This is a genomic window from Bifidobacterium dolichotidis (assembly GCF_003951975.1).
In the GTDB taxonomy this organism is placed as follows: Bacteria; Actinomycetota; Actinomycetes; order Actinomycetales; family Bifidobacteriaceae; genus Bifidobacterium; species Bifidobacterium dolichotidis.
The window spans coordinates 34,256-47,749 of record NZ_QXGM01000003.1 but is presented as its reverse complement, the minus strand read 5'-3'; the positions used below and the strand labels follow the sequence as shown (position 1 = coordinate 47,749).

8 protein-coding genes are annotated in these 13,494 nt (G+C 50.5%); 2 read left to right on the top strand and 6 right to left on the bottom strand.

Annotation, left to right across the window (positions count from 1 at the left end):
- Positions 1–2 precede the first annotated feature (2 nt).
- Positions 3–1,421, top strand: coding sequence for a ParB/RepB/Spo0J family partition protein (locus D2E26_RS06805; RefSeq protein WP_125963973.1), 1,419 nt, complete (start codon positions 3–5; stop codon positions 1,419–1,421).
- Positions 1,422–1,610: 189 nt separating this feature from the next.
- Here D2E26_RS06805 and trxB read toward each other — a convergent pair whose 3' ends face one another.
- The 6 genes from trxB to D2E26_RS06775 all read right to left on the bottom strand — a co-directional run bounded on the left by trxB (position 1,611) and on the right by D2E26_RS06775 (position 11,948).
- Entirely contained in the window at positions 1,611–2,564 is a 954-nt protein-coding gene (gene trxB, locus D2E26_RS06800) for a thioredoxin-disulfide reductase (protein ID WP_125963972.1), read from the bottom strand.
- A 67-nt stretch (positions 2,565–2,631) separates the two neighbouring features.
- Positions 2,632–3,897, bottom strand: coding sequence for a hypothetical protein (locus D2E26_RS06795; protein ID WP_125963971.1), 1,266 nt, complete (start codon positions 3,895–3,897; stop codon positions 2,632–2,634).
- Positions 3,898–3,955: 58 nt separating this feature from the next.
- Positions 3,956–4,711, bottom strand: coding sequence for a YiiX/YebB-like N1pC/P60 family cysteine hydrolase (locus D2E26_RS06790; protein ID WP_125963970.1), 756 nt, complete (start codon positions 4,709–4,711; stop codon positions 3,956–3,958).
- Positions 4,712–4,978: 267 nt separating this feature from the next.
- Entirely contained in the window at positions 4,979–9,007 is a 4,029-nt protein-coding gene (locus tag D2E26_RS06785) for a murein biosynthesis integral membrane protein MurJ (protein WP_241218910.1), read from the bottom strand.
- Complete coding sequence (locus D2E26_RS06780; protein WP_125963969.1) at positions 9,004–11,253, bottom strand: DUF6049 family protein; 2,250 nt, start codon at positions 11,251–11,253, stop codon at positions 9,004–9,006. Before D2E26_RS06780 ends, D2E26_RS06785 begins: the two co-directional genes overlap by 4 nt.
- A 2-nt stretch (positions 11,254–11,255) precedes the next feature.
- Positions 11,256–11,948, bottom strand: coding sequence for an NUDIX hydrolase (locus D2E26_RS06775; RefSeq protein ID WP_164515907.1), 693 nt, complete (start codon positions 11,946–11,948; stop codon positions 11,256–11,258).
- An 82-nt stretch (positions 11,949–12,030) separates the two neighbouring features.
- Between D2E26_RS06775 and D2E26_RS06770 the strand changes: the two genes are divergently transcribed.
- Complete coding sequence (locus tag D2E26_RS06770; RefSeq protein WP_125963968.1) at positions 12,031–13,461, top strand: CCA tRNA nucleotidyltransferase; 1,431 nt, start codon at positions 12,031–12,033, stop codon at positions 13,459–13,461.
- Positions 13,462–13,494 lie beyond the last annotated feature (33 nt).

Here is a 13,494-nt window from a genome sequence, read left to right as displayed (position 1 = left end):
TAATGTCAGGAAAATCAAGGCTTGGTCGCGGTTTAGGTGCACTGTTCCCATCGCTGCCTGAAGAAAACGAACTCGAACACTCCTTTGGCGCACAAGAACCAGTAGAAGCTCCGGAGCCTGCACAGCCAGTCCAGCAGCCAGCGAAGCCTCGTAGTAAGGCAAAGCCACGTAAGGTTGCTGAGCCAGTGTCGCAACCACAGGAATCAGAAGAACCAGAAGGCCCTGTGTCCCCACTGAGCTCAACGATTCCTTCGATGGGCGAGATGACGCGTAACGCCGAGACTGTTTCACGACTGTCTAAGCCACTGACGTTGACGCCAGAAGCTGCCGAGCACAAGTTGGAAGTGCCAGCTGTTTCACACGAAACGAAGAAGAAGTCGTCGTCGCACAAACGCGCTGTGATGCCATCGGTGGCCGAGACGGCACAGCACCCAAGCGACATGTTCTTCGATGGCTCGCCAATTAATCCTGAGCTTGCTCATACGGCTCGTCAGGCCGCAGCAGACGGCTCTACAACGCAGCTCAAGCCAGTTCAGGGCGGCTACCTGATGGAGCTTGATGTTAAGCAGATTGGTCCAAATCTGCACCAGCCTCGTCTGACGTTTAACAAGGGTGAGCTTGAGGAGCTCGCACACTCGATTGAAGAGGTCGGCGTGCTGCAGCCAATCGTTGTACGGAAGCGTCCAGCTGATCAGATTGAGCAGGCTCGTGAAAGCCATGCAGAAGAGCCAATGACGCGCGAATACGAGCTCGTCATGGGTGAGCGCCGCTGGCGTGCATCGCAGCTCGCAGGCCTCAAGACGATTCCTGCAATCGTCAAGACGACGGCCGACGATGCCATGCTGCGTGATGCTCTGCTCGAGAACCTGCACCGTGTAGCGCTGAACCCACTCGAAGAGGCTGCTGCATACCAGCAGATGATTGATGAGTTCGGTCTGACGCAGAAGCAGCTGTCGCAGTCGGTTTCGAAGTCGCGTCCTCAGATTGCTAATACGCTGCGCTTGATGAACTTGCCAAGCGAGGTGCAGAAGCACGTCGTAGCAGGCGAGCTGTCTGCTGGCCATGCTCGTGCTTTGCTGGGCCTTTCGACGCCAGAGCAGATGATTAAGCTTGCTGATCGCATTATTAAGGAAGGTCTGTCGGTTCGCAGCGTTGAGGAAATCGTCTCGCTGCAGTCGAAGGATGCTGACGGTAAGCCAGAGCACAAGCACAAGCTCAACCGCAATAACCTGTGGGCTGGCACGCCAATTCAGCAGAACCTTGAGCAGCGCTTTGCTACGAAGGTCTCGATTAAGGGTTCTGAGAAGCACGGTCGTATTGAAATCGTGTTCTCCAGCCCTGAAGAGATGGAACGCATTGTGGACCAGCTGATGACTGTGCAAGCAATTGCCAAGCAGAACGCAGAAGCCAACGCGCAGTAAGCATTAGAGGGCATTACTAGCAGAAGCTGAATGAGCCACTCGAACGATGGTTATTGAAGCCAAAAATTAAAATAACGAAATGAAACGCCATTGTTTCATTCCGCTGCAACTATGATACGCATGTTCTCGGTCAAGCACCAAATCAGGACCAGAGAACATGCGTATTTTGATAAGTGTTTCAGAAGCGTATCATTGGCCTAATGGCGCGTCTTCGAGGAACGATTGCACGTCGAGTGCGGCGCGGCAACCCATGCCAGCAGCGGAAATCGCTTGCATATACACAGGATCTGCGCAATCACCTGCGGCAAAGACGCCTGGAAGGTTCGTACGCGTTGAAGCGCCTTCGGTGAGCACGTAGCCACGGTCGTCAAGACGAACCTGATCACCAAGGAATCCAGTTTGTGGAATGTGACCAACGGCTACAAACACACCATTTGCTGGAATCGTCGTAATTTCATCGGTCTTGAGGTTGCGCACAGTTACCGATTCAGCACTCGTACCATCGCCGTTAATTGATTCAACAACGGAATCAAGCACCATATCGAGCTTTGGATTAGCAATAGCGCGATCCACCATAATCTTCGATGCACGGAACTCGTTACGACGGTGAATCAGCGTAACTGAGGAGCCGAAACGAGACAAGAACTGTGCTTCTTCAAAAGCACTGTCGCCGCCGCCAACAACAACAATTGGCTTATTACGGAAGAAGAAGCCGTCACAGGTGGCGCAATAGGAGACACCGCGACCGGAGTACTCATCTTCGCCTGGAACGTCAAGATGGCGGTAATTCGAGCCTGTGGCCACAATAACCGCGCGAGATCGGAACTCATCGCCGCCGCTGACGCGAACAACCTTTTCTTCACCTTCAAGCGACGTATCAATAACATCGTCGAATACGAGTTCAGCACCAAAGCGCTCAGCCTGACGCTGCATGTTTTCCATAAGATCTGGGCCCATAATGCCATCTGGGAAGCCAGGGAAGTTCTCGACCTCAGTAGTGTTAATGAGCTGGCCACCAGGCGTCAGGGCGCCTGCAATAACGAGTGGTTTGAGGCCTGCGCGGCCTAAGTAAATAGCTGCAGTGTAGCCTGCAGGGCCGGAGCCAATGATGATTACATCGCGAAGTTCTTGCTTTTCAGTCATGGCTTCACTCTAAAAGCCTGACCTTAGCGTCTGATGAATATTCGCATTGGACTCTGTGAGTATTTGTCTAGAAGCCCTCTGGCTTGGCCGAAATACTGTAGGCGTACTCATTCTCCGGGAAGAGCTTGTTCAGGCCTTCTATGGCCACTTTTTTGCGTGTAGCGCCCGTACGCTTATCAATTGTTGTAATAGTGACGTCATCATGCGGGTTTGCTGCATCGCTTTTGAGTACCGTGATCGTGTGCTCATCCATTGTGGTGTATACGTTGCAGACCGGGTCTCCATAGTCATCCACATCGCAGGCCACATCGTCATTGAGTGTGATCGTAGTGCCCGTGTTGATGTCAGTTTGCATAACCGTGCCATCGCCATTGACCCAAACGAGCTGGTTATCTGCAGTAAGAGATCCTGCATCAATGACGGCGTTATAGAAAGAGCCAGCATTTATTAACTCTTTTTTACCATCTTTATTTACGATTTCTTTTGAATTTATTTCATTATTTTTTACATCAACATTAGAAACAAGAAATACGTCTTGAGAGTTGCCTTGTGGCTTACCCTTTTTGTGGGCTCCTACATCGAGTGAGAGGGCTGTTAAAAACACCATGTGATCGTTGCTACATGGCGCATTATTGCCAATAACGGACAGTGAGTTATATGGCTCAAAGACTTGCAACCGCTGCTGATGCGTTTGCTTGCCGTTTTCGACGGTTTGGTCAATTGTTAAATTGGATCCAGTGCCATCATCGGTCATGGCCCCATATGCGCTGAATACATTGGCATTGCAGGCCGCATTGACCGGATAATTCGTATCGTTGGTCACAATAGTGCCATAGGTATTAGCTTGCTTGGTAGAAATGCTAATGCCTTCTTTATAGCCGTCGCCTTGGTTGCCAAGGTTGTAGAGTGACACCATAGTTTGGCCGTTATTGAGGCTCACAATATCGTCGAGATATTGCGTTTCGTGATGCTCTACTTTGCTATTGCCTTGCGGTGTCATCCAGTAATCAGCTGTGGTATCAGGGAAGAACAAACCCTGCTGTGTCCATCGAGATTGGCCTGCATATAGGCCTTCATGTGCCACGAGATCATAGGTGCCATCGCTTCGCACCAACACCATAAAGCCCTGCTCATTCGTAGGCAGTGTGCCATATTCGTGGAGCGGATTGTAATCAATGGCCCAGGTGTAGTCACTGATGTGCACGTCCTCAAAGGGGAGGCTAGCAGCGTTTGAGGCCTGCGATATATTGGCGCATCCGCACAAACTACTTGCTGCTGCAAATACGCAGGTAGCTACTGTCGCTGTTGTAGCACTAAAAACTCTGCTAGCCATAGGTCCTTCTTCGGTCAGTGGGATCGGTGGTTGAACTCGTGTTCTTGCCTCATACGGCTTAATAGGTGTGATATTTCGAGGTATATGACGAAGCGGTTATGTCTAATGGATAGACGCCAGGACCGCCAGTGCCATCGAGATCGATTTTTGCTGCTGAGGAGATATAAGCCGCCCAAACGAGCTGTGAGCAGTTCATTTTGGAACCATTAGAATCCTTATTCAGTGCGAAGTTGTAGTTATATGCACGACGTACGAATTTCTTCGACCTTGCTACGGCAGCATTGCGCTTGGTTTGCGTGGTATTGACTTTCAGGTTGTATGCCGTCTTAGAAACCTTCATTTTCTTACGTGTGAGCAGATGAACTCCTGCTTCTGGCGTCGATTCAATAATCTGATCTTTTGCCGTATACATCGCCGAATGACCATGCTGTACGAACAGCGTATGTGCTGGGGTCCAGAGCAGATCGCCTACATACTTCGGCGTAATTGGCGTGATATTAGCTGTTTGCTCTGCGCCTGAATTAGCAACAGGCATTTGATTCGCAAACATCTCTTGTCGCGCAGCTTCGGCAACGTCGAGCGGTGACATCTGCGATGCTTGTGATTCAAAAGCTACTGATTGTTCAAGCTCGTCATAGCTCACATTTGGCATGTATTGCAACATGTCATTCAAGATGGCACTTACGGCAGGGGAGTCCGTAGTGAGGTTGTCCGATGTGGTGGTATCAGCTTGGGCAACGTTTGCTCCAGCAAACATCAGCACTGCTGCTGCCGTACAAATGGTCGTCTGAAAATAATGCTTTCTACACTTCATGATGGATCCTGTTGTTGATGGGTACAACTGCATAACGCAGTGTGGTGTTGAGGGGACAGTACTGCCGGGAAGCAGTACTTAGTTTGAGAGAAAACGTCTCTGGATTCGATTCCATGACGTGCAAAACAGGATACGATGTGCAGCAGCGACGACGAGGGGGCTGTCTCACATATGGAGAAAATGTGAAGACGCAAAAAGGGCGCCGTAGCGCCCTTTTGGGAATGATTTTTGAAATCAGAAGTGACTCAAATGTGATTCAGAACTGACTCAGAAGACCTTCATCGATTCGATGTACAGCTGACCACCAGGCAACGAATCAATAGGAACCCAGAGCATCACTTCTTGCGTATCAACCGGCTTATCGAGCTTGACCTCGGTTGTGCCACCATCAGCAAAGGTGAAGTCAGCAACGTGCTGGCCTTGCGTTGGGTTACCAGGGGAGTTCACAATGAGCTGGCCATGGCCACCGGACGATTTAATCGTGATGACCACCTTAGAAACCTTATGCGAGCCGTCAAGCTTCAAGTAGTAGCCATAGCCCTGCTGACCATTTGGTCGATCCAAGAAGCGCTGCGAAGCCACAGGGTATGCCGTAGTGTTCTCTGGCTCAGCAGACTGCGAAGGCTGTGGACTCTGCGTCTGCTGTGGTTCTGGAGGCGTAGGTACATCAGCACCCGAACGGCTACCAAATGGAACATCATTAGAGTTCCATGTTGGCCATGGGTTCGAGCCACCACCAGTGGAGTTGAATGGCGACGTGCCAGTAGCCAATGCACGAATCGTCAAACCGAGAATTGCAACAAGCACAATAGCGGCAACAGCAATAAGAATATTGCGGCGACGCTTCTTTTGACGATCTTCGGTAGGCTTTGGTGCATCCAGATCAGCGCTCTTCATACGAGACTTTGGTGCGAAGCTTGGTGGCAAAGCAGTAGGTGCGCCACCAGCCACATCAGCCATCGTCAAGCCACGATTGACTGCCGAATTTGAGGCCGAAGAACGTGGTTTTTGAGCATTTGCAGTATTTACATCAATTCCAGCACTAGAAATTGTGCGAGTCTGCTCAATATTATTAGATTTTAATTCATCGGGAATTAAATTATTTTGACCAGTTATTTCAACATTATTTTCATTATTTATTACATGGAAATTACCGGTGTTATTTGCAAGTGCTGCTAAACCATTTCCCGAAGTATTTTTATTGCCATGACGCAGTGCGCTAACATCCATTGGAGTCGTCAAATTCGCCTGCTGCATTGGAGCAAACGACTCTGGCGCATCCTCGTCAAAGGCGCTGAACATTTCCGTTGCATCTTGTGGCTGCACATCATCAGACGTGTCATCAGTGCCGCGAGCACCGCCCATAATGGCCTTACTCGTAGCCCACAGCGAGCGGAACGAGTTATCAGCAGATGCTGCAGCAGCCTTCTGCTGAGCCTGCTTACGAGCTGCAATTTCAGCAGGATCAGGCAATGGTGTAGCGCCAAAATCAAGCTTTGGCAGTGGCTTCGACGAAGCCAGATTATCTGGCAGAGCAATAAGTTCGCTTAGTTGCGCAGGCTTCAGCGAGGCGCACACAATCGAACCTACGCCATCGCGCGAAGCAACGCGCAAATCAGTGCGCGTCAAGGCATGCCATGGCTTATGCGTACCCAACAGCAGCGTCAGCTCAGCAAGCGTCAGCAATGGCACCGTAGGCGTGCCATCATCCGACAAGTTCAGACCACGCTTGCAAATAGCCACAAACTCATCAGGGCAGTCTGCAGGCAGCTTATCAAGCGAACGCTCAGCGCCTGGCACACTTGGCTCACGCGTCAGCATGCCATAGAGCACATCAGCCAGCTGATTCACCGAAAGCTGCTCAGGTGTAATACCTGGCAGCGAGCCCGACGTATCAGCCAAAGCCGAGCTGACTGGTGCATCAGCAATTTGCACGCCATTACGCGTCAAACGCACCGTATCGGTTGAAATACCCGTGTGATTCAGGCCCTGACGGTGCAAGTAGCGCAGTGCATTGCCCGTTTCGGCAATAATTGTGCGCATGCCCTCATAACTCAGCGGAGCATCGGCCTTACGCACATATTCACTAATCGAAATGCCTGGATCGAGCTGCGTAACGACAACAGCAATGCGATCAGCATGCTGCAGCTGCAGAACAGGCGTAAAACGAGGATCTCGCGTACGTGCAAGGAAACCTGCAATAGCATTCGTTGCTGGCAGCACCGTCGCGTTACTGACAATAAACAGCTGGCAATCCTGCGACAGCACACGATCGCTTGCCTTCCACACAATGAGACCCGGTTCTTCACGTAGTGGTGAGACAAGCGTGTAACGGTTGAGCACCGTATCTCCGAGATGTGGTGTCATGGTCTCCTCTGATCTCCCGAATGTGCGAGGTGATCTCGCATCCGAATTCGGCTCGTGTTGTTCAGTCGAAATTCTACTGTCGAGACTGCCCGTTGTGGCAGACGTCCCACGAGTTGAATCATCTTCGTTTTCGTTATTTTCGACAGGCTCAAGCGGTTCAGTTAACAGCACTGGCATATCAGGCACTTGCTGTTGTGTTCCGTTCAGCTCGCCTTCTTCTTCAATTTGATCATTGATTTCTGCAGTACTTGCTGGAGCATTCTTAGCCAAGCCGAGGCGGCGCATAAGCATTGAGGCGACGCCCATCATCTCATCGCAGCGCATAACCCACAGCATTGCCACATACACGACGAGCATAACGATGCCAAACAGGCAGCAGGCGAAAATAGCCTTAAACCAGCCCATCGTGCCCTTGCCATCAGCAATATGAATGCCGAGCAGCGCATAAATTGGACGCGTCAGACTCAGACCAACCACAATGGAAGCTGCCATTGCCAACAGGGCTTTTCCATAAGTCAACATAATTCGACGGCCATCAAGGTTGCCCTCGAAACGGCGACGCAGCATAAAGACAAGCGGAATAAACGAAAGAATATAGCCGATACTGCCAGAAAGACCAAGCACCGTAACCCAATGCGTTGGCGGCAACAGAGCGCGGCCGATATACATCGTCGACAACTGAATCGTTAAATTAAGCGCCATAAACAGGAATGGCGAGCGGCCATCTTCAAACGCATAGAACGTGCGCTGAATAATCAAATATGCCGAAGCCATTGGCAGCGCAAGAGCCAGCGCCATCAGAGGACCTGTAATCAGCAGAGCCTGAGGCACAGGAACAGAAGGCAGCAGTGCACGCGTAATTGGCAGTGGCATCACCAAAAAAGCGGCAGTGAAGAAGAACATCAGCACGCCAACATTGCGCAGCGACTGGCTCAACTGCGTACGGGCTTCCTGAATATTCTTTTCGGCCACAGCGTTAGAAATAAGCGGGAACACAGCCGTTGCCACCGAAACAGCAATCAGCGAATACGGCAGCATATAAATCGTGTAAGCGTTCTGATACGTAGCATTACCAGCCACATCAAGCTGATTCATATGCATCGTCTGCTCAGCAACATGAGGAGCAGCCGTTGTCATACGCGTGCACAGCACGTTAGCGATCTGGTCAATGACCACGATGAGCAGGCTCCATGCAGCCACAGGGCCCATAGAACGCAAGCCAATGCCATGAATATCCCAATGCCAGCGATAGCGCACACCAATATGAATCAGTGGCACAAACAAAATCAAGGCCTGGAAGCCAACGCCAATAGTCCAAGCACCAGCGGTGAGCGCAACTTTATCGGCAGTCCAGAAGGCCATTGATTCTTCGTTCGTATGGCCGAACAGTGCAATAAACGCAATAAAGCCAACGCAAGAAATAACATTGGCGCCCACAGAGCTCCATGCATAGGTAGCAAAGTGGTTCTTGGCCGCCAGAATCTGGCCGAGCACGGTATACAAACCATAGAAGAAGATTTGCGGCATACACCACAGCGTGAATGCATTCGTTAATGCAATCATGCTTTCCGAGCCGTTCACATAAATGCGTGACAGCAGTGGAGTAGCGGCCATCATGACCACAGTCACAACGCCTAACAGCACAATGGCAAACGAAATCAAGGCATTCAGCCTGCGTTCGGCGTCTTCATGCTTGAGCGTGCGCACAATTTGTGGCACGAGCACAGCATTGAAAATACCGCCAGAAACAAGCGTAAAAATAACCTGTGGAATCATTGAGCCGGCCTGGTAAGCATTTGCTGCAATACCAGTCGTTCCCATGGCCGCGGCAAGCAAAATAGTGCGCAGCTGTCCCGTAATACGCGAGGCAGCAGTGCCTGAAGCCATAATCAACGAGTTGCGGCCCAGACTTGATGCCTCAGCGCTCATTGGTCCTCGTCTTTCTTTTTATGGAATTGGCGCCATAAGCCCACAACGCCAAGAAGCACAGCAAGAATAATGAACATAAGTCCGCTCTTATCGCTGATGCGGAGCGCACTTGTAATAGTTGTAATATGCGTATCCCCGAATGGCACGTTCTTACCATCGAGTAACTGCTCCGTTGCTTGAGCCGTACCCGTAGTTGAAGCTCGAACCGTGAACGTCACCTGAGCTTCCGACCGTGGTAAGACGTCGGTTTCAGCAAAGCGAGAAGTCACAATCTCCATAGAGTCAGTGCGTGCACTAATACGCACATGCACGGCATATGGCAGCGTATTTGACACTGTCACTGGCAAGCTTGCCGTTTCACTGACAACCATCAAGCTGTCTGAGCTCGAGATTTTCACTGCGTTATAAAGACTGTCCGCAAGATCATCAGAAGCCGTTGCCATATTGTGACGTGCTGTTGCACTTGGAGCCATAGCCAAACGAGCTAATGAGCCCTGCGACTCCAGCAACATTTGCGTCCAAGCATCAACCGAAGGCAGATTATTTGCTGGAGCAGGCGATGGTGATGGCGATTGCTGATCCGGCGACGGAGAGTCCTTCGGAGAAGCCGAATCCTCGGTCGCAGGCTCATTAGCATGCTCGGAATCAGCAGTATCTTCATCCTGAGCCTTTGGATTATTCGTATGCAGAATAATCGTCGAAATAAAACGACGAAGACGGCTACGGCTAAAGGCCAATTGCGACAGCGTCTGCGTAGTAGCAGTCGTATCAATATTTGACTCTTGTGGAGCCATCTGCTCAGCATCCATACCAACGGCGTATGGATCCGCCTGCGCCATATCGTGCAGACTCCTCAAGTTCAGCCAAGAAGCATCTTTGAGTGCACTCATTAATGCCGAAACATCTTCAGGCGACGTCGACGTATTCATGCAAGCCAATAAATGACGCTGCAAATATGGCTGTTCCATTTGGTAATACGCACTTTGGGCCACAAAACGAGCCACACGACCAGCCGTTGTTTGCTCAGCCTGAGCATCTTGCGACGTGCTATGGCCGCCAGCCAACGAAGACAGCACTGGCTGTGCCATGAGCACAGTAACATCACCAGTTTCTGTTGGCACCACAGCTACGCCAGTATGCGCAGTAGCTGCATTCGCATCATCAAAATCATGTGTGGCGATAACCGTTGAATAGCCTTGGCTATGAGCGGTTGCCAAGGCTTGCAGCGTCCAATTGCCTTCCCCTTGCCAAGCAATAGCATCAACATGTGCTGACTCATCGCCAACAGTGCCACGATACGTATTCAAACCGGTAATAGCATTCCAGCTCTGTGCATTAACACCGGCTTTTGCATAGGAGTCAGCATTATTAAGTGCTGCATATGCCGTAATATCCAGCTCACCAGGCTGCATTAATGCACTAGCTCGTGGCGTGCGCAGCGTAGACAGCACACGTGGATCCACAACAGTTTGCAGCATTGGGAACTTGGAAACGAGCTGATTCTTAGCACGAATTTGCTGCGTCGTATTGGCATTCAAAGTAGCAATAGACGTTGCATTCATAGCTTGCGCATTTGGCTTGGTCATTAAGGTATTGAGCTCATCTTTATTGAGCTTCCATTGATCAGTGGCCAATGGCATAGCAATAGACAAATCAAGATTTGGCGTCTGTGGCGCGTTCATTCCCTCTTGTGAACGCGTTAAGAACGTATTGACGCGAGCAGAAAACTCTTTGGCGGCAATCGCATTATCGACATCTGGCGTATAGAGCACAGCAGCTGGATGAGCGCCCCACATGGTGAACGACTTCAACACGTGATTATCGGCATCAACATGCAGGGAAACAGTACGCTCGCTATGTGCATCAATTGGCTCAACTTCAACCGAACCCAGTTCTTCGGTTGCATCAAGACTTGACGTATTTTCGGCCCACTGTTGAATATTGGCGCGCGAAACAAATGCATGCGAAGTGTTCGTAAAGAGCTGCACATGACCTGCATCAAGATGCTCATCCGTGTTGTTATGCACGGTGGCAGTCATATCCACACCAGAATGCTCATTGACTACAGCCGTAAAGGCATCCAATGTAATTTGCACAGTATGAGCAGATTCAATTGCAGGCTGATGAGCGTTTTCTTGTGCTTGTGCCTGTGCCGTTAGTGAGCAGCATGGAACAACTGCTAGCACCATGGCCAGTAAAGCGGCCAGAGCCAGCATAAGTTGCGACTTGGCTGAGCGATGGTCCACGGTTATGCCTGTCTGTTGAGTTTCCTTGCGTACAACCAAGCTATCTTACGCTCATTAGGGTAACTCAGCACATCATCGAGATCTGCGAAGTCAACCCAAATTGCATTTTCGGCTTCATGGTCAGGGTCTCCCTCAACCGTAAGCTCGCCCCCAATTTGACGTAATGCAAAATGATGTACAAGTTTATGAACGCGCTGGCTGGTTCCTGTAAACCAATAGTCTATCGTGGCAATGGAATCGATAACCTCACCCAAAATGCCAGTTTCTTCGTGTACTTCACGCACAGCTGTCTGCTGTGGCGTTTCACCTTTTTCAATATGACCTTTTGGTAGGCACCATTCCAAGTGTCCACTACGTGAATGCCTTGCAATAATTGCCACACGACCTTGATCGTCAAACACGAGTCCGCCTGCAGAATATTCGCGCACGACAGGCAGCTCTTGTGCATCAAGAGAAGCAAACGTAGCAGGTCGATCGCTCGTTCGGCGTGGCGGCATCATAGCGGGTGTTGGGGTGTGCTGCGTTTCGGCAGCATGCAGTTGTGCTGCGAAATCACTTGGCAACGCAATAGTCGCGTGTAATTGCTCGTTTTCGGCTTCAGACGTATAGATAAGCGTGTCTGATTCATCGGTCACATGGGCATGATTATTCGATGCATGTGCATGCATTCGAGCAACATCAGCCGGGGTAACCATATCTTCCACCTTACTCAAAATTCTAAGCAGATGGGATAACGGTATGCTTGAAGGGCAGAAAGAATGAGCCGAAAGGGTTGGCGTGGACTTCGAAGTTTGGCCGGAAGCCATTGAATTAGGACGTTTATTCGCTCAAGAAGGATACGAGCTTGCACTCGTTGGCGGTCCTGTGCGTGACCTGCTGTTGGGTAGGCACTCACATGATCTCGACTTCTGTACGTCAGCTACGCCTGAACAGTTTGAACCAATTTTGCGTAAGTATGGCAAAGATGGTTTCTGGGATATGGGACGTAAGTTTGGCACGCTGGGTGCATTGCGTCGCCGTGCTGACGGTACGGAAGTGCAGATGGAAGTCACGACGTACCGTTCCGATAAGTACGATCCAGAATCACGCAAGCCTGAAGTTGCCTATGGTGACTCGCTTGAAGGTGATCTGTCCCGCCGCGATTTCACGGTGAATGCTATGGCTCTGCGCGTGCCTGATCTTCAATTCGTTGATCCATTCGGCGGCGCTAATGATTTGAATAAGAAAGTACTGCGTACACCAGTTGATCCACGTCAGTCGTTTGACGATGATCCACTGCGTATGATGCGCGCAGTTCGTTTTGTGGCTCAGCTCGGTTTCCATATTGCTCCAGAAACTGCTGAAGCAATGACCGACATGGTTGATCGCATCAATATTGTTTCGGCAGAACGTGTACGCGATGAACTGACGAAGCTGCTGCTGTCAGATCGTCCTCGTTTGGGCCTTGAAGCCTTTGTTGAGTCCGGTTTGGCCGACATTGTGTTCCCTGAAATTCCTGCACTGCAGCTCGAAATTGACGAGCATCACCGTCATAAGGATGTGTTTGAGCACACGATGATTGTTGTTGATCGTGCTGTTGCTCTGGAAACGGGTCCTGACGGTCCTGTGCCAGCACCTGATCTGACACTGCGCCTTGCTGCACTTGTGCACGATATTGGCAAGCCAAAGACGCGTAAGTTCGAGCCAGGTGGCAAGGTCAGCTTCCACCACCATGATGCCGTTGGCGCCAAGCTGACGCGTAAGCGCCTGCGCGCACTGCGCTTTGATCACCATATTGTGGATGACGTAAGCGAGCTTGTGAACTTGCATTTGCGCTTCCACGGCTATGTTGATGAGCCATGGTCGGATTCTGCAGTACGCCGTTACGTTAAGGATGCAGGTCATCTCTATGAGCGTCTGAACCGTTTGACGCGTGCTGATGCAACTACGCAAAACAAGCGCAAGGCTCGTATGTTTGAGCACGCTATGGATGAGATGGAAGAGCGCGTCCGTCAGCTCAAGCAGCAAGAGGATATTGACGCCATTCGTCCAGATCTTAATGGCGATGAGATTATGGCTGAGCTCGGTCTTGAACCAGGTCGTCTCGTTGGTATGGCACGCAAGCACATGCTGGAATACCGACTCGATAACGGCCCAGTTGACCATGAGGTAGCCGTGGAAGAACTGCACCGTTGGTATAACACGTTGCCAAAGGATTTGCAGAAATAAATAAAAAACGATACTGAAAAATAATTTGGGCAG

Coding starts and splice junctions, on each gene's coding strand:
- D2E26_RS06790 (WP_125963970.1), bottom strand. CDS start 4,711: ATGAAGTGTAGAAAGCATTATTTTCAGACGACCATTTGTACGGCAGCA.
- trxB (WP_125963972.1), bottom strand. CDS start 2,564: ATGACTGAAAAGCAAGAACTTCGCGATGTAATCATCATTGGCTCCGGC.
- D2E26_RS06805 (WP_125963973.1), top strand. CDS start 3: ATGTCAGGAAAATCAAGGCTTGGTCGCGGTTTAGGTGCACTGTTCCCA.
- D2E26_RS06785 (WP_241218910.1), bottom strand. CDS start 9,007: ATGAGCGCTGAGGCATCAAGTCTGGGCCGCAACTCGTTGATTATGGCT.
- D2E26_RS06775 (WP_164515907.1), bottom strand. CDS start 11,948: ATGGTTACCCCGGCTGATGTTGCTCGAATGCATGCACATGCATCGAAT.
- D2E26_RS06795 (WP_125963971.1), bottom strand. CDS start 3,897: ATGGCTAGCAGAGTTTTTAGTGCTACAACAGCGACAGTAGCTACCTGC.